The sequence below is a fragment of the Agrobacterium sp. LEGMi-208b genome, assembly GCF_059511785.1.
In genome coordinates this window covers 2077176-2098811 of record NZ_CM183445.1, presented here as the reverse complement: position 1 = coordinate 2098811, position 21636 = coordinate 2077176, and the positions used below count along the sequence as shown (strand labels likewise).

The window sequence follows — 21636 nt, the reverse complement described above, 5'->3', positions numbered from 1 at the left end:
ATTCACGCCAACGGGATGTGTGATGCGCGCACGCCCATGATAGAATTGCGCCAACCGCAGGAGAAAAACATGCGCACGATCGCGATCATGATGGTTCTGGCGCTTACCGGCTGCACCACCGCCCCCGATGTCGAGCCCATTCCCGGCAGCATCACCTATGGCGGACAGCCCCGCACCAAACTGACCAAATCCCCCATCGGCAGCACGCTCAGCAACGAATTCGTGATGGGAGACGGGCGGCTGGCAATCGAGACCTACCGTATCCAACCGGATCGGTCGCTGAAGCTGGAGAGGCGCGACATCGTCGGCGACTGGCCACCGGATTGAGGGAAGCCTGTTTCCCTGTTGCTGCCATTGAGACCCCGTCATGCCGGCCTTGATCCGGCATCCAGCCAGCCCAAGTCCTTGGGCTGGCTGGACCCTCATCGCCGCGCAGACGCGCGTCGGCTGGATTCCGGCTCAAGGCCGGAATGACGAATGGGGGTCTGCTTCCTGCGCTGCACATTTCCCGCTCACCGCAATTCAGAACCGTTCTAAAACATAATTTTGATTTCCGCCGACCTTGCCAATAAAGCTGATCACCAACATCAAGTTAACCCGGCGGAACAACCTCCCGCCGGCTTTGAACATAGTGCAAGGGACATATAAGTGGCCATCAACTTCACCTTCCCCGTTCGGCTGCTGGCGGCAGCGGCCTTCAGCCTCGGCGCGATGACTGCGAGCGCTGAGGAAATGACGATCAAGCACGCGCAGGGCGAGACCGTGCTGAAGGCGGCGCCGAAGAAGGTTCTGGTTCTCGATATTCCCTCGCTCGACAATCTCGATGCGCTGGGCGTCGAACCCGCCGGTGTCGTCGGCTCCAACCTGCCGACCTATCTGCAGAAATATGCCGATGGCAAATATCTGAAGGTCGGTACGCTGTTCGAACCCGACTATGAGGCGATCAATGCGGCGGAAGCCGATCTCGTCATCGTCGGCGGCCGCTCGCGGGCGAAATATCCCGATGTCGCGAAGATCACGCCGGCCATCGACATGTCGGTCGATTCCAAGGAGTTCATCGCAAGCGTCAAGGCCAACATCACCAAGCTCGGCGATATCTTCGGCAAGCAGGAGGAAGCCAAGAAGCTCGATGCCGCGATCGATGAAAAGGTGGCGAAGCTGAAGGAAATCGCACCCAATTCCGGTACGGCGATGATCCTCGTCACCAATGCCGGCAAGGTCGGCGTTTATGGCCCGAGCTCGCGCACCGGCTGGCTGCACACCGAAATCGGTTTCAAGCCGGTTGCCGCAGATATTGATGACCGCTTCGACCGCGGCGATGTTGTCTCCTTCGAATATCTCGCCGAGGTCAATCCCGAATGGCTGTTCGTGATCGACCGCGACGCCGGCATCGGCCGCGCCACCGACCCCGGCAAGGCGGCCGCGCAGGTGCTGGACAACGAGCTGGTGCACCAGACCAATGCCTGGAAGAAAAAGCAGATCGTCTATCTCGATCCGCAGGCGGCCTATATCGTCAGCAGCGGTTATACCGCGCTCACCACTTTGCTCGATCAGGTCTACAAGGCCGTCTCCGAGAAGAAGTCTTAAAGACCGCAGGGCATCAGCTTGTGAAAGCTGCTTCACACGCGCTCTCGGAGGCTGCTCCACACGCGACGTCATCCTCGGGCTTGACCCGGGGATCGATCGTTGACAACAGCCTGTGGATCCTCGGGCCAAGCCCGAGGATGACGGTGGAAAGTTTGGCGCTCTCCCGGCAAGCTGCAGGATCGCTGAAAACCTCTGCCATTTTCGAAACACCATCGACGTGAAATCCCTGTCTCTCATCCTTGCCCTTCTTCTGGCTCTGCTGCTCGCCGTCACCAGCCTGTTCGTCGGCGTCAGCAACGTCTCACTGGCCACGCTCTTCGCACCGGACACCAGCACGGATGCGCTGCGGGTGTTGCTGGTCAGCCGCATACCGCGCACGCTGGCGCTGATATTGGCCGGCAGCTCGATGGCGATTGCCGGTCTCATCATGCAGATGCTGGTGCGCAACCGCTTCGTGGAGCCTTCGACGGCGGGCACGACCGAATCCGCCGGCCTCGGCCTTCTGGCCATCACGCTTCTCGCACCCGACACGCCGATCTTCGGCAAGATGCTGGTGGCCGCCGTCTTCGCGCTCGCAGGCACCGCGCTGTTCCTGCGGATCCTGCGGCAAGTGCCGCTGCGCGACGTGCTGCTGGTGCCGCTGATCGGCATCATGCTGGGCGGCGTCATTTCCGCGGTCACCACGTTCTTTGCCTATCGTTTCGATCTCCTGCAATCGCTCGGCGCATGGATGACCGGGGATTTTTCCGGCGTGCTGCGCGGCCGTTATGAATTGCTGTGGGTCGGTTTCATCCTGGCCATCGCCGCCTACCTCGCCGCCGACCGGTTTACCGTGGCCGGCATGGGCCGCGATTTCACCACCAATCTCGGCCTCAATTATCGCCGCGTCATGGCGCTCGGCCTCACCATCGTTTCGCTGGTCAGCGCCGTCGTGGTCGTCACGGTCGGCATGATCCCCTTTCTCGGCCTGATCGTGCCGAACGTCGTCAGCCTGATGATCGGCGACAATATGCGCCGCTCGGTGCCCTGGGTGGCAACACTCGGTGCGGTCTTTGTCCTCTCCTGCGACATCATCGGCCGCACCGTGCGCGCGCCTTACGAAATACCGATCGGAACCGTGGTCGGCGTCATCGGCAGCGCGCTGTTCCTCTATCTCCTGCTGCGGAAACGCCACCATGCATGAGAGACATCCCGACCGGCGCGCAAAAACCGTTCTTATCGTGCTTGCGGCATTCGCACTCATCTCCATGGCCGCCTTCATGACACTTGGCGCAAAGGGCAGCTGGAGTTTCGTGCTGCCCTTTCGCGGCATCAAGCTTCTGTCGCTGCTGCTGGTGGCCTATGCCATCGCCGTCTCCACCGTGCTGTTTCAGACGGTCACCAACAATCGCATCCTCACCCCGTCGGTGATGGGTTTCGATTCGCTCTACGTGCTGATGCAGACCGGGCTGATCTTCGTCTTCGGTTCGGCCACCGTCGTCATGATCGATCCGCAGGTGAAGTTTCTCGCCGAGACCGCCCTGCTCGTCGCCTTCTCCGCTTTGCTCTACCGCTGGCTTTTCGTCGGCGCGGAACGCAGCCTGCATCTGCTGGTGCTGGTCGGCATCGTCTTTGGCATCTTCTTCCGCAGCCTTTCGGGCTTCATGCAGCGCGTGCTGGACCCCAATGAATATACGGTGCTGCAGGATGTGCTCTTCGCCAGCTTCAACTCCATCGATCCCACCCTTCTTGCCGTTTCCGCCATCATCATCGGCGTGGTGACCATCATCGGATTGCGCCTGATGCACACGCTCGACGTTCTCTCGCTCGGCAGGGCAACGGCCATCAGCCTCGGGGTCGAATACAAACGCACGGTCACCATCATCCTCGTGCTGGTCTCGGTGCTCGTCGCCGTCTCAACCGCGCTGGTCGGGCCAGTCATGTTCTTCGGTCTCTTGGTCGCCGCCCTTGCCCATTATCTCACCGGCAACGGCAAACACGCCTATGTGCTGCCGGCGGCGATCCTCATTGCCGTGATCTGCCTTGTCGGCGGGCAGGTGGTGCTGGAGCGGATTTTCGCCTTCGATACGGCGCTCTCGATCATCATCGAATTTCTCGGCGGCATCGTCTTTATCGGTCTTATTCTGAAGCGAGGTGCGCGATGATCATCGCCAGTCAGATCAGCAAATCCTATGGCGACAGCCTCGTGGTCGACGGCGTCTCCGTCTCCATTCCGGCAGGCGGCGTCACCTCCATCATCGGGCCGAACGGGGCGGGAAAATCGACGCTGCTTTCCATTGTCGCAAGGCTGATGTCGATGGACGCCGGAACCGTGACGGTGGACGGTCTGGATGTTACGAAAACCCCTTCCGATACGCTGGCGAAGCGGCTCTCCATATTGCGGCAGGACAACCATATCTCCTCACGCCTGACGGTTCGGGACCTCGTCGGTTTCGGCCGCTATCCCTATTCGAAGGGCCGCCCCACCATCGAGGACAAGGTCCATATCGACCGGGCGCTGGAATATCTGCATCTCGAACCCCTTGCCGGCCGTTTTCTCGACGAGCTTTCCGGCGGCCAGCGCCAGCGCGCCTTCGTGGCCATGGTGCTGTGTCAGGACACGGATTATGTGCTGCTCGATGAACCGCTCAACAATCTCGACATGAAACATGCTTCCAGCATGATGAAGATCATGCGCCGCGCCGCCGGCGAGCTGAAGAAGACCGTGGTTCTGGTGCTGCACGACATCAACTTCGCTTCCTGGTATTCCGATACCATCATCGCCATGCGCGAGGGCCGCATCTGCCATCAGGGGCGGGCGGAGGAGATCATCCGTCCGGAAATTCTTGAGGACATCTATGACATGCCGATCCGCGTCAATGAGATAGACGGCCGGCGCATCTGCCTGTTTTACGAATGACATGATGATTGTGCAGGATTTTCGCTGTCATGTTGCCTAACATGGAACAGGGCCACAGGCCCGGACGTTAAACGACGGACTTTTCCAAAGCGGCATTCCGTCCGCAACTTCAGGAGACATCGATGAAGACGCACAAGACGAAGAACGACCTGCCTTCCAACGCCAAGTCGACCGTGATCGGCATTCTGAACGAATCGCTGGCCTCGGTGATCGACCTTGCGCTCGTCACCAAGCAGGCGCACTGGAACCTCAAGGGCCCGCAATTCATCGCCGTGCATGAACTTCTCGACACGTTCCGCACGCAACTCGACAATCACGGCGACACGATCGCCGAGCGTGTCGTGCAGCTTGGCGGCACGGCGCTCGGCAGCCTGCAATCCGTCTCCTCGACGACGAAGCTCAAGGCCTATCCCACCGATATCTATAAGATCCACGACCATCTCGACGCCCTGATCGAACGTTATGGCGAGGTCGCCAACATGATCCGCAAGGCAATCGACGATTCCGACGAGGCCGGCGACCCGACGACGGCTGACATCTTCACCGCCGCCTCGCGCGATCTCGACAAGTCGCTCTGGTTCCTCGAAGCGCATGTGCAGGAAAAGAACTGAGCGGAAACGGTTCTCGCCTCACAAACAGCAAAGCGCCCGAGATGCCCCGGGCGCTTTTTTAACGGAATGGCGCAAATCAATGCCGACGTAAGACCGCAAGTCCTATATCGCGCAACATTTCATGGTCGAGAATACCGCGCTGGGCGCTGCGGATCAGAACCGCTGCGCACTCATTGGCAACATGGCTGCTGCGATCTTGAAGGCACTCGAAACATACGCCATCGAAAATATTCTGTAGATCGGTGATCTGCTCTGGCGACAATTGTGCGCCAACTCTTTCAAAAGCTGCGTACGACAAGGCTCATCCTCCCGATGATGATATGCCAAGTATCGTTCCCAATATCGTTTCGATTTTTTCGTGGACAGGGAATTTGTACACCCGAACGAATCACTTGTCGAATCAGATTTTAACCAAATGTAAATAGGTTATTTTCTGGCCTGCCCGCTGGCTGCCCTCCCGGCGAGAGAGCCATAAAAACCAGCTGAAACAATATGTTCAGCAGAAATCCCTCCGGCGCTCCCGCCCGTGATGCCCGCCAGATTTCGGATAAATCCGCAGGCAGGTGGATTTCCACCGAAACCGCAAAAGAAACTGTTGCATTCCAAAAACGATTGAGCGATATAGCACCCGTCGCCGCTTCGGCGGCCCACGGTTCAGCGAACTACCCCGGACCGGTGGATTTGAGCGGGTGTAGCTCAGGGGTAGAGCACAACCTTGCCAAGGTTGGGGTCGAGGGTTCAAATCCCTTCGCCCGCTCCAAATTTCCAGATCAGGCAGATAGGTTTTCACCGCCCGCGATGGGAGCCCCGTCGTTTCTGCGGGCTGTAAAACGCGTCGCCGTGCAGAATGCACGAGGCTTTTCCACGCATCGGGAAACCGGGAAGAGCATTCCCTCCCCGGTCTTTGTCATCAGGCAGCCTGGTCCCAGACGGGCGCAAGCCCCTCCGGCGAGACGATGCGGCCATCGGGTGTGGCGAGCGAACGGATCGCCGCCATTTCATCGGCTGAAAGCTCGAAATCGAAGATGGCGAGATTTTCATCGACGCGGGCTTCGCTGACCGTTTTCGAAAGGGCAACGACATCCTGCTGCTGCACCAGCCAGCGCAGAACCACCTGCGCCACCGATTTGCCACAGCCTGCGGCAATCTCTTTCAGCACCGGATCGGTAAACACCTTGCCATCGGCCATGCCGTAATAACCCGTCACCGACATGCCGGCAGCTTTGGCAGCGGCGATAACCACGTCCTGATCGATATAGGGGTGGTATTCGATCTGGTTGGTCACGATCGGTGCCCGGGAAAGCTTCACCGCTTCTGCCATCAACGCCGTGCTGAAATTGGAAACGCCGATATGGCGGACCTTGCCGGCTTCCTTCACCGCGTTCAACGCGCCGATCTGTTCGGCAAGCGAAACCGCCTCGTTCGGCCAATGCAGAAGCAGCAGATCGACATAATCGGTCTTCAGCTTTTTCAGGCTCTCATCGACGGAGGCGAGAAAGGCATCGTGCCTGTAGTTTTCGACCCAGACCTTGGTGGTGAGAAACACATCGCCGCGCGCCACGCCCGAAGCAGCGATGGCTTCACCGACTTCGGCTTCGTTGCCATAAATCTGGGCGGTATCGACATGGCGGAAACCAGCCTTCAGCGCATGGGGAACGATGCGCAGCACATCGGGACCGGGGATGCGAAACGTGCCGAAACCGAGTGCCGGGATCGAAGCGCCATTTGCGGTGACATCAAACATATATTTTCTCCTTTGAGGTTGCCCGGCCGGCTTGGGAGCGGCCGGGGATTTATGAAGGCTCAGGCGGTTTTCAGCGTCAGCGCGGCGCGGCGGTCGAGCGCGCTGCTCCAGAGCGTCAAGAGCAGGGCGACGGCGACGAGGATGGCGCCAACCCACGGGGTTGCGGCAAGACCCATCGGCGATTCCACCACCAGACCGCCGAGCCATGCGCCGATGGCGATGCCGAGGTTGAAGGCAGCGATGTTGAGCGCCGAGGCGACATCAACGGCGCCGGGGCGATGTTCCTTGGCGAGCTGCACCACATAAAGCTGCAGGCCGGGAACATTGGCGAAGGACAGGAAGCCGAGCGCGGCAAGCGTGATGAGCGTCAGCACCGGCGAGAAGGCGGTGAAGGAAAAGACGAGCAGTACGATGGCCTGCGCCAGGAAGAGGCCGATCAGCGCCCTGGCCGGGTTATGGTTGGCGATCCTGCCGCCGCCAATATTGCCGGCGGCAATGGCGATGCCGTAAAGCACGAGGATCAGGCTGACGCTCTTTTCCGAAAAGCCGGTGACATCCTGCAGGATCGGCGCAAGGAAGGTGAAGGCGACGAAGGTGCCGCCGTAACCGAGCGCGGTCATGGCGAAAACGATAAGCAGCCGGCCGGAACCGAGAACCCGGACCTGATCGAAGAGGCTCGCCGGCGGCGCCTTCTTGAGCGTGTTCGGCAGAAGCGTGGCGATGCCCAGGAAGGCGATGACGCCAAGGGCGGCAACGGCCCAGAAGGTCGCACGCCAGCCGAAGACCTGCCCGATATAGGTACCGAGCGGAACGCCGGTGACGATGGCGACCGTCAGCCCCATGAACATCATGGCAATGGCCGAGGCGCGGCGGTTTTCCGGCACGAGATCGGCGGCGATCGTGGAGCCGACCGAGAAGAAGACGCCGTGGGCAAAGGCGGCGATGACGCGGGCGACGAGCAGCATCTCATAGCTGGGTGACAGTGCCGCGGCGCTGTTGCCGATGATGAACAGGGCCATCAGGCCAAGCAGCAGCGGCTTTCTTTCGATCCTGCCCGTCAGCGCCGTCAGGATCGGCGCACCGAAAGTGACGCCCAGCGCGTAGACGCTGACGATAAGGCCGGCAAGCGGCAGGGTGATGTGAAGATCGGTCGCCACCGTCGGCAGCAGGCCGACAATGACGAATTCCGTTGTTCCGATCGCATAGGCCGCGATCGTCAGGGCAAATATGGCCAATGGCATGATGAGTACCTCTCCGCCCGGAGCGGGATCGCGGGCGTTCTGGACAGCGACGCTGTCGGTTTGGATCATTTGGACAGCGATGCTGTGGGGTTAGATCATTTGGACAGCGATGCTGTCCGGTTGGATCAAATCTATGGACGCAATATGGGCGAAGGGGACTTGCATGATAATCGGCAAGATCGGATAAATACCTTTGAATTGATTTCACAGGTGGTGCGGCGATGGACAACAGGGCCGGAGAAATGGAAGTCTTCGTGGCGGCGGCGGAACTCGGCAGCTTTTCCGCCGCCGGGCGCAGGCTGAAGCTTTCACCCTCGGCGGTGAGCAAGCTTGTCACACGTATCGAAGACCGCCTCGGCACCCGGCTGCTGGCCCGCTCCACCCGGCTTGTCACGCTCACACCGGAGGGCGAAGTCTATCTTGCGCGGGCAAGGCGCATTCTCGCCGACATAACCGAGACCGAGCAGATCGTGGCAAGCGGCGGCAAGGTGGTGCCGCGCGGCCTTTTGCGCATCAACGCCACGCTGGGCTTCGGCGAACGTTATCTCCTGCCGCTCGCGCCGGAATTTCTGTCGCTTTATCCGGAAATCGAACTGGATATCTCGCTGACCGACGGCGTCATCAGCCTGATCGAGGAACGCACCGATATTGCCATCCGCTCGGGCGCGATGGGCGATTCATCGCTGAAGGCGCGAAAGCTGAAAGAGGTCCGCCGGGTCATCGTCGCCTCCCCCGCCTATATCGAAAAACACGGCATGCCGGAAACACCGCAGGATCTGACCCGTCACAATTGCCTGAGCTTCAATTTCAGCCGCAGTTTGAACGAATGGCCTTTCCGCGACCCCGGTTCGGCCGAGATTTACCGCCTCCCCATCACCGGCAATGCCTCCGTCAATAGCGGCATGGCCATGCGCAGGCTCTGCCTGACGGGTCTCGGACTGGGAAGGGTCGGGGAATTTCATATCGAACCGGATATCGAGGCCGGCCTGCTCGTTCCTGTCCTTGAGGACTACAATGCCGAGGACATGGAGGTGATCCACGCCGTTTATGCCGGCCACGAGCATCTGGCCGCGCGTGTGCGCGCCTTCATCGATTTCGTCGCCGCAAGGGTCGGACGGTGATTGCGCCGGAAGTGTTTGGTCGCCTCACACCAGCCCGTGCACAAGCTTCGCCAGCCAGTCGACAAAAACGCGGACCTTGTTGGTCACATGCCGGGTCTGCGGATAAACCACATAGATCGGCATGGCCTCGCGCCGCCATTCGGAGAGCACCGGCACCAGCTCTCCGCGCGAGAGCGCATCCTTCACCATGAAGACGGGCAGTTGCACGATGCCCATGCCGGCCAGAGCCGCATTGAGATAGGTGCGGCTGTCATTGACCGAGACGACATAATTCGGGGTCAGTTCGACGCTGCGCACGCCGTTGTCAAAGGAGGCCGGCATGATCTGGCCGGTGGTGGCATTGAGATAGCCGACCGAATAATGATCCTTCTCCAGATCCTCCGGTTCGCGCGGCATGCCGAAATTTTCGATATAGAAGGGCGAGGCGAAGGTCTCGAACCGGAGTTCACCGACTTTACGGGCAATGAGCGACTGATCGCGCAGCACGCCGACCCGGAGCGCACAGTCGACATTCTCCGCTATATAGTCGACCAGACGGTCGCCGACGCCGAGGTCGAGACGGATTTGCGGATAACGCTGGTAAAATTCGCAAAGATGTGGGATAACCACCAGGTCCGCAAAAACACCGGCCATTTCCACCCGCAACCGGCCGGAGGGCTGCACCTGCGCGCTGGACATACTGCCGTCCAACTCTTCGATTTCCGATAAAATTTGTGATGCCCGCTCATAATAGAGAGCGCCGTCCGTCGTCAGCATCACCCGCCGCGTGGTGCGGTTGAGAAGCGTGGTCTGCAAATGCGCCTCGAGCGCCTGCACCATATTGGTAACCGTGGTTTTCGGCATGTTCAGCGCGGTGGCAGCGCGGCTGAAATTGCCGGTTTCCACGACCCGCGTAAAAACCCGCATGGCGGAGAGCTGGTCCATTCACTGCCTCGAAGATATTATTATCCGTGATTTCGGAATAGTGTTTTCAAATTTGCATGCTTGATCGTTTCGATCCGAACAATAATATGGATTTCAGATTTTGCAATATGATCCACCTCAAGCATGTCGCGCAAAAGCGCGTTGCAGTTTTGCGGTTACGACATGTGGCAAGATAAAAACTTAAAGCGCAGGAGCGTATCCGAAGGATCGCAACACGCTTTAAGTGGTGGCGCAAAGGATCTGGAGTCATGAACGCGCATTGGGAAAATATGGGTAGCGAGACGTCCGCGTCGAAGCTCTCCGTGCGCCGTTATGAAGGGTCCTGTCTCTGCAGCCATCCGCCTGTCGTGCTTTATCTGCGCGGCGGATCGTTTCTGGAACCCGGTATCGAGCCGGGCGGCAATTGCCCCGAGCTTCCGGTGGCCCGCGCGCTTGCGGAAAGCGGCGCGGTGGTCGTGGAAGCCGATTACAGCAAGCCGTCCGGCAACGAGTTTCCGATGGTCATCGACTGCGCCTATGAGGCGCTCGATCATCTGAGCCGGGACCGCAAGCATTATGGCGGCGCGAAATCGCTGCTGTTCGTGGCCGGCGAAGAGGCTGGCGGCAATGTGGCGGCGGGGCTTGCCTTGAAGGCCCGTGACCGCATGCCGGGCAAACTCGCAGGCCAGATTCTTCTGTCGCCCATGATCGACCCGATGATGACGACGGAATCCTTCCGCGACGCGGACAGGATCGGCATGCGCCAGCGCTGGGCCGATGGCTGGAGCCATTACCTTGCCAAGGCGTGCGGGTTTTTCCACCCCTATGCCGCGCCCTGCCAGTGCACGCGGCTGAACCGGGTGGCGCCGGCGCTGATCTTTACCGCCGAGGACGACCCTCTGCGCGACGAAACGGTCGGTTATGCCGACAGGCTCATCGCCTCCGGTGTCAGCGTCCGGAGCCATGTTTTCCCCGCCGGCGTCGGCTGGACGGGGCTTTATCAAGGAGAGGGCGGCGGATGGGTCTCATCCGTCTGTTCGGAGTTCAAGACCTTCGTTGACCAGTTGAGACACTGAAAATTCGCATTTATTTATGAACGACCTGCTCCCGATCGGGGAGCCAAGGAGAAACCCATGACGCTGAACACAAAGCGCCGGGCCCTGACGGGCGCCGGTATCGGGCTTGCTATGTCCGTTGCAGCCGCAGCACTGTTTTTCGACCTCCCCACCAGCCGCGACGCCACGGCCGCTTCCACGCCTGCCGAAACGCCGGCTATCCCGGTCACCGTCGCCAAGGTGGAAAGCCGCGACGTCATGCGCTGGGAAGAATTTTCCGGCCGTCTCGAAGCCGTTGACCGGGTGCAGATCCGCTCCCGTGTCGCCGGCCAGATCAAGGCCGTGCATTTCCGTGAAGGCGCGCTGGTGAAGGAAGGCGACCCCCTCTTCACCATCGATCCCGCCCCCTATCAGGCCGCCGTTGCCGGCGCTGAGGGTCAGGTCGCTTCCGCCGAAGCCAAGGTCAGCCTTGCAAAGACGGAACTCGACCGTGGCCGCCGGCTTTCCGATAATCGCACCATCTCCCAGAGCGATCTCGACCAGCGTCAAAGCTCGTTTGCGGATGCAGAAGCCCAGCTTCGCGCCGCCCGCGCCGCACTGACCACGGCCCAGCTCGATCTTGGTTATACCGAAATCCTCGCCCCGGTTTCCGGCCGCGTAGGCCGCATCGAAATCACCGCCGGCAACCTCGTCGCCGCCGGCTCCACATCGCCGGCGCTGACGACACTGGTATCGGTCAACCCGATCTATGCCAGCTTCAATGCCAGCGAAGGCGTGGTGGCCAAGGCCCTTGCCGAACTGCCGCAGACGGACGGCGCCCTGCCGGCTCTCGAACAGATCCCGGTCGAAATCGGCACGCTTTCGGATGAAGGTACGCCGATCAAGGGCACGCTGCACCTGATCGACAACCAGGTGGATTCGGCAAGCGGCACCATCGGTGTCCGCGCCGTCTTCGAAAATCCGGATGGCAGGCTGATCCCAGGCCAGTTCGTGCGGGTGCGCATGGGCGAACCGAAGCCGGAAAACCGTATCGTCATCAGCGACCGCGCCATCGGCACGGATCAGGACAAGCGTTTCGTCTTCGTGGTCGATGCCGAAAACAAGGTAAGCTACCGCCAGATCAAGCCGGGCGCACCGGCTGATGGCCAGCGCATCATCGAAAGCGGCCTTGCCGCCGGTGATACGATCGTCGTCAACGGACTGCAGCGCATTCGCCCCGGTGCCACCATCGCACCGCAGGCGGAAGACAAGGTTGCTGCCTCGCAGTAATCAGCCTCTTTGATCAGTAAGCGTCCCGCCCTTTCGCGAGACGCCCCTTCAGACAGAACCGGCCTTCACCGGCGGCAGAATTGCCGCCGGAACGGCCTTCGCATTCCCAAAGACCCGGAGAGGGACTGGATATGAATATTTCCAGATTTTTTGTCGACCGGCCGGTATTCGCCGGCGTGTTGTCGATCCTGATCGTGGTGGCAGGCCTTCTCGGCATGCGCGCCCTGCCGATTTCGGAATATCCCGAAGTCGTTCCGCCGTCCGTCGTCGTGCGCGCCACCTATCCCGGTGCGAACCCGACCGTTATTGCCGAAACCGTCGCGACACCGCTGGAAGAACAGATCAACGGCGTCGAGGACATGCTTTATATGGGCAGCCAGGCAACCTCTGACGGCGTGCTGACGCTGACCGTCACCTTCAAGCTCGGCACCGATCCCGATAAGGCGCAGCAGCTGGTGCAGAACCGCGTGTCGCAGGCCGAACCGCGCCTGCCGGCGGAAGTCCGCGCACTCGGCATCACGACAGTCAAAAGCTCGCCCGACTTCATCATGGTCGTCAACCTCGTCTCGAAGACCGACGCCTATGACATCACCTATCTGCGTAACTACGCGACGCTGAACGTCAAGGATCGCCTCGCCCGTATCGAAGGCGTTGGCCAGGTGCAGGTCTTCGGCGCCGGTGACTATTCCATGCGCGTCTGGCTCGACCCGCAGAAGGTGGCAGAGCATGATCTGGCCGCCAGCGACGTCTCCGACGCCATCCGCCAGCAGAACGTGCAGGCCGCAGCCGGCGTCATCGGCGCTTCACCAAGCCCTAATGGTGTCGACCTGCAGCTCAACGTCAATGCGCAGGGCCGTCTGACGACGCCGGAAGAGTTCGGCAACATCATCGTCAAAAGCGGCGCCAACGGCGAAATCACTCGCCTGCGCGATGTCGCCCGCATCGAACTGGGTGCGGCCGATTACACGCTGCGCTCGCTGCTCGACGGCGAACCCGCCGTGGCTGTCGCCGTGCTTCAGGCCCCCGGCTCCAACGCCATCGAAATCGCAGACAATGTCCGCGCCACGATGGACAATCTGCAGCTGGCAATGCCTGACGGTGTGAAATACGAGATCGTCTACGATACGACGAAATTCGTGCGCTCCTCCATCGAGAAGGTCGTTGACACACTCCTCGAGGCCGTTGGCCTCGTGGTACTCGTCGTCATCCTGTTCCTGCAGACCTGGCGCGCTTCGATCATTCCGCTGATCGCCGTTCCGGTCTCGATCATCGGCACCTTCGCCGTCATGTATGCCTTCGGATTCTCCATCAACGCCTTGACCCTGTTCGGCCTTGTGCTGGCCATCGGTATCGTGGTGGATGACGCGATCGTGGTCGTCGAAAATGTCGAGCGAAACATTGAAAACGGACTCTCGCCGCGTGACGCCACCTATAAGGCCATGCGCGAAGTGTCCGGCCCGATCATCGCCATCGCGCTGGTTCTGGTCGCCGTCTTCGTGCCGCTCGCCTTCATCTCCGGCCTGTCGGGTCAGTTCTACCGGCAGTTCGCGCTGACGATCGCCATCTCCACCGTCATTTCGGCGATCAACTCGCTGACGCTATCGCCCGCCCTTGCGGCCCTGCTGCTGAAGGAACACGGCGCGCCGAAAGACTGGCTGACCCGCTTCATGGACAAAATCCTCGGCTGGTTCTTCCGCGGCTTCAACCGTGCCTTCGGCGCCGCCTCGAACGGCTACGGCAAGACCGTCGGCGGGCTGGTGACGCGCAAGAGCCTTGTCATGATCGTCTATATGGCGCTGGTGGCGGCCACCTACGGCATGTTCACGACGGTGCCGAGCGGCTTCGTGCCGGCGCAGGACAAGCAGTACCTGATCGGTTTTGCCCAGCTCCCGGATGGCGCAACGCTTGACCGCACGGAAAACGTCATCAAGCGCATGAGCGACATCGCCCTGGAAACCCCGGGTGTGAGCCATGCCATCGCCTTCCCCGGCCTGTCGATCAACGGCTTCACCATTGGCTCCAATTCCGGCATCGTCTTTGCGGTTCTCGATGACTTCGAAAAGCGCAAGACACCGGAACTCTCCGGTGGCGCTATCGCCATGCAGCTGAACCAGAAATTTGCCGGCATTCAGGATGCCTTCATCGCCATGTTCCCACCGCCGCCGGTCAACGGTCTCGGCCAGACGGGCGGCTTCAAGCTGCAGATCGAAGACCGCGCCGGCTACGGCTACCAGACGCTGGATGAAGCAACGAAAGCGGTGATCGGCAAGGCCTATCAGACACCGGAGCTGGCGGGCATCTTCTCCAGCTACCAGATCAACGTGCCGCAGCTCTTCGCTGATCTCGACCGCGCCAAGGCCGAGCAGCTGGGTGTCTCCGTCAGCGACGTCTTCCAGACGCTGCAGATCTATCTCGGCTCGCTCTATGTCAACGACTTCAATGCCTTCGGACGGACATACAGCGTTCGGGTACAGGCAGATTCGCAGTTCCGCGCCCATGCGGAAGATATCGGCCGCCTGAAGGTGCGTTCGGCAACGGGTCAGATGATCCCGCTCTCGACGCTCTTGAAGGTGGATGCGACGACGGGACCGGAACGTACCAACCGCTATAACGGCTTCCTTGCGGCCGATATCAACGGCGGACCGGCACCGGGCTTCTCCTCGGGACAGGCACAGGCGGCGATTGAAAAAATCCTCGCCGAAACCCTGCCCGCCGGCGTCGATTACGAATGGACGGACCTAACCTATCAGCAGATTCTGGCCGGCAACTCCAGCATCGTGGTCTTCCCGCTGGCGCTGCTGCTCGTCTATCTCGTGCTCGCTGCGCAATATGAAAGCCTCACTTTGCCGATCGCGATCATCCTGATCGTCCCGCTCGGTGTACTTGCGGCCCTCACAGGCGTCTGGCTGACAGGAGGGGACAACAACATCTTTACGCAGATCGGCCTTGTCGTCCTTGTGGGTCTTTCGGCGAAGAACGCGATCCTGATCGTGGAATTCGCCCGGGAGCTGGAATTTGAAGGACGAACGCCGCTTCAGGCGGCCATCGAGGCAAGCCGGCTTCGCCTTCGCCCGATCCTGATGACCTCGCTCGCCTTCATCATGGGCGTGGTACCGCTGGTCATCTCCACCGGTGCGGGCGCTGAAATGCGCGCCGCCATGGGTGTCGCGGTGTTCTCCGGCATGATCGGCGTAACCTTCTTCGGCATCTTCATGACACCGGTTTTCTATGTGCTGGTGCGCAGGCTGGCGGGCAACCGCCCGCTCATCCAGCACAAGCAGGAAGAACCGGCCAATTCGGACTACAAGCTCGAAAAGGCCGGCTGAGACCACACTCCCATCCACCGCGACCTTCAAAGCAAGCCCGCCGCGCATCATCAGATGCGCGGCGTTTTTCATGGTAGAAACGTCTATGCGACTCCACTGAAATAGAATCAGTTTCAAATGCTTAAGTGAAAAAATCACCTATATTGTCCCGCATTGAACCTGTCAAAAATCAATATATCCGCACCAGCTCGACAGAACGGCAAGAAACGATGCTATTTTATGCTTTGTATTTTGTGGTAAATTCCCAAGAACAGGGTGATTCGGACTAAATGATTTAGTTCAGGGGCGACATGATGGAGCAGGACTACGAAAACTGGGCAACGATCGTTGCCTATTCGATAGTGATGCATGAGGGTCTTGATCTCGCGCTTTCCGCGCAAAATCTCGACAGAGGCAAGACCAGAAACAATCGCGAGCGGCTGATGGAAGCCATTCGCACATCCTTGCTGGAAGCACGCTCGCGCAGTCACATGACGGCGGCGCAACGGGTTTAAGCCGGCCCGCCTTCACCTTTGCTCGCGGCACACCGTGCCGCAGCAGGATCAGGCCGGAAGCAGGTCGGTCCGGATCGCGGCTTTCAGCGGCAGGTGGTCCGAGGCGATGCGCGCCAGCGCGCTGTCATGGGCCTCCACCTGCTCGATCAGCCCTTCACGATTGGCGATGATCCTGTCGAGCGCCAGCACCGGCAGGTTGGACGGAAAACTCGGCACTGCCGGCGGCAGGCCGCCGAAAGCATCCCGGAACGTATTGAGCGACGAGCCGTTGCCGAGACGCCATTCATTCAGGTCCCCCATGAGAATGGTCGCGCATTCATTGCGTGCTTCCAGAAGGCCGATCAATGCTTTCGCCTGCTGGGCGCGGGAATGTCGGAGAAGCCCGAAATGGGCGGCGATAACCCTGAGCGTGCCGCCGCGTTTCAGATCCAGCTCCACGACGAGCGCGCCGCGCGGCTCCAGCCCCGGCAATTTCAGCGTATGCACATCCCTGACCGCCCCTTCCTTGAACAGCACGACATTGCCATGCCAGCCATGCGCCTTCACGCCGGCCTGCACCGGCACGGGAACAAGGCCGCTTTCCCGTTCCAGCCGGGCGAGATCGAGCAGGCCTGTCCGCTCGCCAAAACGGCTGTCCGCCTCCTGCAGGGCAATGATATCGGCACCGATTTCCTGAATGACGCGGCTGGTGCGGTCAGGATCGAACTTGCGGTCGCGGCCGACGCATTTATGCACATTGTAGGAGGCGATGACGGGGTGGGAATGGTCTTTCGTCGCTGGCGCCGCATTCTGGCGCTGGCGACGGTCGCGCAAAGACTGCATGACGAAGGCGGACAGGCTGGTGTTTTTCGTCAAGGCCGTTTTTTCATCATCCAGCAAACCGTTCTTTTTCACGCGTTTATGCCTCCGGTCTCGCGCAGCACCCTGTCGGACGCACCGCACTCTAAAGATAAGGCGAAGCGAGCCACAGGACACGCTCCACAAAACGGACAACGAATGGCCGCGCATTCAGTTCGCTGAGCCGCACCGGCAAGGCGGTTGCCCGTGCATCCCGGATGCGCTCGCCGATTGTCGCGGCGAATTCCTCATCCATGACTTCGAGATCGATCTCGAAGTTCAAGCGCAGCGAACGGGGATCGAGATTGGAAGAACCAATGTAGCTCCAGCGCCCGTCTATCACCAGCAGCTTGGAATGATTGAAAGCCCCCGTCGCCCGCCAGATGCGGCAGTAATTCTTCAGCATCTGGTCGAACTGCGCCGTCATCGCCCTGTCCACAAGCACCAGATTGTTGCTTTGCGGCACGATGATATCCACCACGACTCCCCGCCTCGCTGCGGTTATGAGCGCCGAAATAAGCTCCCGATCGGGGAGAAAATAGGGCGACATGATGAGAATCGAGGAGCGCGCGACGGAAAACGCGCCCATCAGCATCTTGTGACTGGTCTCGATGCTTTTGTCCGGCCCGGAGGAGCAGACGCGGGCGACGATCTGCGAGCCCGGTACCCCATCGGGAATGGCGATATCCCAGACCGGCGCATCCAGAAGCTCCCCTGTCGTGAAACGCCAGTCCTCCGCCGCGATGGAGAAAAAATCCGATACAACCGGCCCGGTGATCTTGAAATGCGTGTCGTGCGACTGGCTTTCGCCGCCGAATTCCTGGGTGAAACCCTCGCGGATATTCATGCCGCCGCTGAACGCGATGCGACCGTCCACCACGAGGATCTTGCGGTGGGTGCGCAGATTGGCATAGGGCAGCCGCAACCCCATGATGACATTGCCGTTGAAGACATCGCAGACGATGCCCTTTTCCCTGAGCGTCGGCAGGATGCTCGGCACCGAATAACGCGCACCCACCGCATCCACCAGCACCCGCACCTCCACGCCGCGAAACTTCGCCCTTTCCAGTGCAGCGACAAAGCGGGCGCCGATCCGGTCATTGTCGAAAATATATGTTTCGAGAATGATCGACCGCTTCGCCTCGCCGATCGCCTCCAGCATGGCGGCATAGGCGGCATCCCCCGTCACCAGCGGCTCGATGCCGTTACCGGTCGTCAGCGCATGGCGCGTCACCCGGTCGCCCAGCGTCTTCATCGCCTCGAAACGGCGTCCGAAGCGCGCGGCTATCATGTCGCCGCCGGCATCCAGACGCGCCACGCGATCCATGATCTCGTCCTGCATGAAGGACCGCTGCTGGGTGATGTTGGACCGGCGAATGCGGTTGATGCCGGCAATGGCATAGATGACCGCGCCGACGATGGGCGACAGCACGATGACGCCGACCCAGCCAAGCGCGGAGCGGACCTCCTCCTTCGTCATCGTGGCATGCACGGCCGCCACGGTTCCCATCAAAATGGAGAGAACGGCAAGGATATGCGGCCAATAGGCAATGACGAGATCGAGCATGAATACAACTATAGAGTAGTTCGGCAATCTCGCAATGACAGGCAGGTCGCGCCGGCAGAGACAAAGAACCTGACCACGCCATGCTTTTGCGGGACAGACCCTTGCGGGATTAAAGGTGGAAACCGGCCTTGCGATATGTCATGAGAGCGCATCTTGATCTTTGGGCAGTGGCAAGGCGGGGTGCACTTGCGGGCTTTCTGCCTCGTTTGAAAGCAAGAAGGCCGTGATGCAGGAAAATACACAGGGCGCCGTCATCGTCATTTCCAGCCATGTCATGCGTGGTTCCGTCGGCAATCGCGCCGCCGTTTTCGCGCTGGAGACACTCGGTTATCCCGTCTGGGCGGTGCCGACCATCGTCATGCCCTGGCATCCCGGCCACGGCCCTTCCACCCGCATGCGCTTTCAGGACGACGATTTCGACAAGGCCATGACCGACCTCGAAAACGCCAAATGGATCGGCGAGGTCAAGGCTGTCCTGACCGGTTATTTCGGCAGTGCCGGGCAGGTGCGCTCCGTCGCAAGGCTGATCCGCAATCTGAAGGAAAAGAACCCGTCGCTGATTTATGCCTGCGACCCGGTCATGGGCGATCTGGGCGGGCTTTACATTCCGCTTGAGACCGCCGAAGCCATCCGCGACCACCTCATCCCGCTTGCCACCGTCGCCACGCCGAACCGTTACGAACTGGCCTGGATGAGCGGCGCGGAGCTTGAGACCAACAATGCCATCATGGATGCCGCGCTTGCGCTGGGCCCGCCGAAAATGCTGGTCACCTCGGCCGTGCCGATGATGACGGGCGGCACCGGCAATCTCTACCTCAGCGGCCGGCACGCCCTGCTTGCCGAACACCGCGCCATAGAGAACGCGCCGAACGGCCTCGGCGACCTGATGTCGGCGCTGTTTCTCGCCCGCCTGCTGGAGGGGCTGGACGATGAAAAGGCGCTGCAGCTCGCAACCGCCAGCGTGTTTGAAATTCTGGCCCGCACCAAAAAACGCGAGATGAACGAACTGACGCTGGAGACGGACTCTTCAAGTCTCTCCACACCCATGGCCATGGTGCAGATGCGTCATCTCTTGCATCCTTCACGGAGCAAGCGCAAATAGCGGCTGGAGCATTTCCAGGAAAAGTGGCCCTCGGTTTTCCGTCCGGAAATGCGGCAACAGGAAATTGGAGCGGTTTCGCGGTTCGAAGAAAAGCGAAAATGCTCTAAAGGATTGGTCTTCAACGCGCCAGGTTCGCCCCGTGATCTTGGTCCAAGCATAACGGTACTGCGATAGATGAAAGATTTTCCGGAAACACTTCTCAACGGCTACAAGAACTTCATGAGCGGCCGCTATGTCGACGAACGCGAAAGATACCGCGTTCTGGCCGACACCGGACAGAAACCGCAGACCCTGTTCATTGCCTGTTGTGACTCCCGCTCCGCGCCGGAAACCATTTTCGACTGCGGACCGGGAGAGCTTTTCGTCGTCCGCAATGTCGCCAACATGGTGCCGCCCTTCGAGCCCGACGGGCAATATCACGCTACTTCGGCGGCTATCGAATATGCCGTACAGGTTCTGAAGGTGAAGGATATCGTCGTCATGGGCCACGGCCGCTGCGGTGGTATTCAGGCAGCACTCGATCCCAATCTCGAGCCACTGTCGCCGGGCGATTTCATCGGTAAATGGATGAACATGGTCAAGTCGGCGGCCGAGCAGATCCAGAGCAATGACGTCATGACCGCCTCCGAGCGTCAGACCGCGCTGGAGCGCGTTTCCATCCGCAACTCCATCGCCAACCTGCGCGGCTTCCCCTTCGTCAAGGCGCAGGAGACCGCCGGCAAGGTGAAGCTGCACGGCGCATGGTTCGATATTTCGACCGGCGAATTGTGGGTGATGGACGGCAAAACGGGCGATTTTCGTCGTCCGGATCTGTGAGTGAAGCAGGTGGTTGTATAGGCACCTTTCGGGCCCGCTCCGGTAACTCCCGTCATCCTCGGGCTTGTCCCGAGGATCTAACCACCTCGCACAAATCGGAACGTAGCAGATCCTCGGGACAAGCCCGAGGATGACGACGAAAATGCGGATAAGGCCTTGTGATCACAAGGCCTGTCAAACCAACGACCTTATTGGCCGTCGATCGCCTTGCCGATAAAGGCGATGGCCTGCTGGTAGACGCTTGCGGCGTTCCAGCCCTGGATGGCCGCGTAATTCGCCTGTCCCTGCTGATAACCCGCACCGCGCTGCCAGCCATGGCCGACGAGGAAGTTCGCGGTGGACGCCAGCGCATCGGCGCGCGAGCCGACGAGATCGATACGGCCGTCGCGGTCGAAATCAACGCCGTAACGCACGACGTTCAGCGGCAGGAACTGCGTCTGGCCGATTTCACCATGGGCCGCACCCTTGGCATTGACGTTCAGCGAACCGCTGCCGACGAGCTTCAGGGCCGCATAAAGCTGCTCGGTAAAGTAATCCGAACGGCGGCAGTCGAAGGAGAGCGTCGCCACGGCGGAAAGCGTGTGCTGGTTGCCCATGAAACCGCCAAAACCGGTTTCCATGCCCCAGATGGCGAGCAGCGGACCGGCCGGCACGCCATAGGCGCGCTCGATGGAGGCAAACAGCGCGGCATTGTTCTTCTTCATGGTCTTGCCGCGGGAAATGATCGTCTGACCGCCGCGCTTCTGCATGAACTGTTCGAAGGACAGCTTGAAGCTGTGCTGGCCGCGATCGGCGCGGATCGTCGCCTGATTGTAGGAGACGCCGGAGAAGGCACGGTCGAGCACCGAGGCGCTGACGCCGCGGCCCGCCGCTTCCTGCTTGAAGGCGCTGACCCAGGCATCGAAGCCCGCCGAAGTGTTGCCGCATTGCGCAGCCATAACCGGCGTCGCTGCCAGAACCGAAACCATGGCCACACCAGCCAGAATTACCTTCATTGCCCGCATCAAAATCTGCCTTCGATATCCTTTGGGGAATTTTTCCCGAGAACCAAACCGTCAATACTG

20 protein-coding genes and 1 tRNA gene are annotated in these 21636 nt (G+C 60.4%); 14 read left to right on the top strand and 7 right to left on the bottom strand.

All coding sequences use genetic code 11. From position 1 onward, the window contains the following. The first annotated feature begins 69 nt into the window (after positions 1–69). The 6 genes from AC5YUO_RS10135 to dps all read left to right on the top strand — a co-directional run bounded on the left by AC5YUO_RS10135 (position 70) and on the right by dps (position 5097). Positions 70–327: a hypothetical protein gene (locus AC5YUO_RS10135; protein ID WP_496153211.1), complete on the top strand. Its 258-nt coding sequence runs from the start codon at positions 70–72 to the stop codon at positions 325–327. A gap of 321 nt (positions 328–648) precedes the next feature. Next, the gene (locus AC5YUO_RS10130; RefSeq protein ID WP_496153210.1) at positions 649–1587 is read left to right on the top strand and encodes a siderophore ABC transporter substrate-binding protein; all 939 of its coding nucleotides are present in this window, start codon (positions 649–651) and stop codon (positions 1585–1587) included. Between the two features lie 217 nt (positions 1588–1804). Continuing rightward, positions 1805–2770 (top strand): ABC transporter permease, encoded by a 966-nt coding sequence (locus tag AC5YUO_RS10125; protein ID WP_496153209.1) that lies wholly within the window; start codon positions 1805–1807, stop codon positions 2768–2770. Next, positions 2763–3731: an iron chelate uptake ABC transporter family permease subunit gene (locus AC5YUO_RS10120; RefSeq protein WP_496153208.1), complete on the top strand. Its 969-nt coding sequence runs from the start codon at positions 2763–2765 to the stop codon at positions 3729–3731. The genes AC5YUO_RS10125 and AC5YUO_RS10120 overlap by 8 nt, the downstream gene beginning before the upstream one ends. Beyond that, a complete protein-coding gene (locus tag AC5YUO_RS10115) occupies positions 3728–4486 on the top strand; it encodes an iron ABC transporter ATP-binding protein (RefSeq protein ID WP_496153207.1) in 759 nt (252 codons plus the stop codon). The genes AC5YUO_RS10120 and AC5YUO_RS10115 overlap by 4 nt, the downstream gene beginning before the upstream one ends. A gap of 122 nt (positions 4487–4608) precedes the next feature. Then, a complete protein-coding gene (gene dps / locus AC5YUO_RS10110) occupies positions 4609–5097 on the top strand; it encodes a DNA starvation/stationary phase protection protein Dps (protein ID WP_400819817.1) in 489 nt (162 codons plus the stop codon). A gap of 76 nt (positions 5098–5173) precedes the next feature. On the opposite strand, the gene AC5YUO_RS10105 is transcribed toward dps, so the two are convergent. Then, positions 5174–5395: a hypothetical protein gene (locus AC5YUO_RS10105; RefSeq protein WP_004443464.1), complete on the bottom strand. Its 222-nt coding sequence runs from the start codon at positions 5393–5395 to the stop codon at positions 5174–5176. A 387-nt stretch (positions 5396–5782) separates the two neighbouring features. On the opposite strand from AC5YUO_RS10105, the gene AC5YUO_RS10100 reads away from it, so the two are divergent. Continuing rightward, positions 5783–5857, top strand: a tRNA-Gly gene (locus AC5YUO_RS10100). A 150-nt stretch (positions 5858–6007) separates the two neighbouring features. On the opposite strand, the gene AC5YUO_RS10095 is transcribed toward AC5YUO_RS10100, so the two are convergent. Continuing rightward, positions 6008–6841, bottom strand: a complete 834-nt coding sequence (locus AC5YUO_RS10095) for an aldo/keto reductase (protein WP_496153206.1) — start codon at positions 6839–6841, stop codon at positions 6008–6010. A gap of 59 nt (positions 6842–6900) precedes the next feature. After that, complete coding sequence (locus AC5YUO_RS10090) at positions 6901–8082, bottom strand: MFS transporter (RefSeq protein WP_496153205.1); 1182 nt, start codon at positions 8080–8082, stop codon at positions 6901–6903. Between the two features lie 221 nt (positions 8083–8303). Here AC5YUO_RS10090 and AC5YUO_RS10085 point away from each other — a divergent pair, with 221 nt between their 5' ends. Further along, a complete protein-coding gene (locus tag AC5YUO_RS10085; protein WP_496153204.1) occupies positions 8304–9203 on the top strand; it encodes a LysR family transcriptional regulator in 900 nt (299 codons plus the stop codon). A 24-nt stretch (positions 9204–9227) separates the two neighbouring features. On the opposite strand, the gene AC5YUO_RS10080 is transcribed toward AC5YUO_RS10085, so the two are convergent. Beyond that, a complete protein-coding gene (locus AC5YUO_RS10080) occupies positions 9228–10127 on the bottom strand; it encodes a LysR family transcriptional regulator (RefSeq protein ID WP_400819809.1) in 900 nt (299 codons plus the stop codon). Between the two features lie 248 nt (positions 10128–10375). Between AC5YUO_RS10080 and AC5YUO_RS10075 the strand changes: the two genes are divergently transcribed. From AC5YUO_RS10075 to AC5YUO_RS10060, 4 genes are all read left to right on the top strand, one after another. After that, positions 10376–11182, top strand: a complete 807-nt coding sequence (locus tag AC5YUO_RS10075) for an alpha/beta hydrolase fold domain-containing protein (protein WP_400819807.1) — start codon at positions 10376–10378, stop codon at positions 11180–11182. A gap of 57 nt (positions 11183–11239) precedes the next feature. After that, positions 11240–12430 (top strand): efflux RND transporter periplasmic adaptor subunit, encoded by a 1191-nt coding sequence (locus AC5YUO_RS10070; RefSeq protein ID WP_003522618.1) that lies wholly within the window; start codon positions 11240–11242, stop codon positions 12428–12430. Positions 12431–12561: 131 nt separating this feature from the next. Further along, positions 12562–15756, top strand: coding sequence for an efflux RND transporter permease subunit (locus AC5YUO_RS10065; protein ID WP_496153203.1), 3195 nt, complete (start codon positions 12562–12564; stop codon positions 15754–15756). 290 nt (positions 15757–16046) lie between these two features. Beyond that, positions 16047–16250 (top strand): hypothetical protein, encoded by a 204-nt coding sequence (locus AC5YUO_RS10060; protein WP_400819802.1) that lies wholly within the window; start codon positions 16047–16049, stop codon positions 16248–16250. Positions 16251–16298: 48 nt separating this feature from the next. Here the strand turns inward: AC5YUO_RS10060 and AC5YUO_RS10055 are convergent, their stop codons facing one another. Continuing rightward, entirely contained in the window at positions 16299–17144 is an 846-nt protein-coding gene (locus tag AC5YUO_RS10055; protein WP_400819800.1) for an endonuclease/exonuclease/phosphatase family protein, read from the bottom strand. Positions 17145–17193: 49 nt separating this feature from the next. Further along, positions 17194–18654, bottom strand: a complete 1461-nt coding sequence (locus tag AC5YUO_RS10050) for a phospholipase D-like domain-containing protein (protein WP_496153202.1) — start codon at positions 18652–18654, stop codon at positions 17194–17196. A 226-nt stretch (positions 18655–18880) separates the two neighbouring features. On the opposite strand from AC5YUO_RS10050, the gene pdxY reads away from it, so the two are divergent. After that, positions 18881–19756, top strand: coding sequence for a pyridoxal kinase PdxY (pdxY, locus tag AC5YUO_RS10045; RefSeq protein ID WP_496153200.1), 876 nt, complete (start codon positions 18881–18883; stop codon positions 19754–19756). 174 nt (positions 19757–19930) lie between these two features. Continuing rightward, positions 19931–20572, top strand: a complete 642-nt coding sequence (locus AC5YUO_RS10040) for a carbonic anhydrase (protein ID WP_035224474.1) — start codon at positions 19931–19933, stop codon at positions 20570–20572. Positions 20573–20760: 188 nt separating this feature from the next. Here the strand turns inward: AC5YUO_RS10040 and AC5YUO_RS10035 are convergent, their stop codons facing one another. Beyond that, positions 20761–21576, bottom strand: coding sequence for a lytic murein transglycosylase (locus AC5YUO_RS10035; RefSeq protein ID WP_400819791.1), 816 nt, complete (start codon positions 21574–21576; stop codon positions 20761–20763). Between the last annotated feature and the right edge of the window lie 60 nt (positions 21577–21636).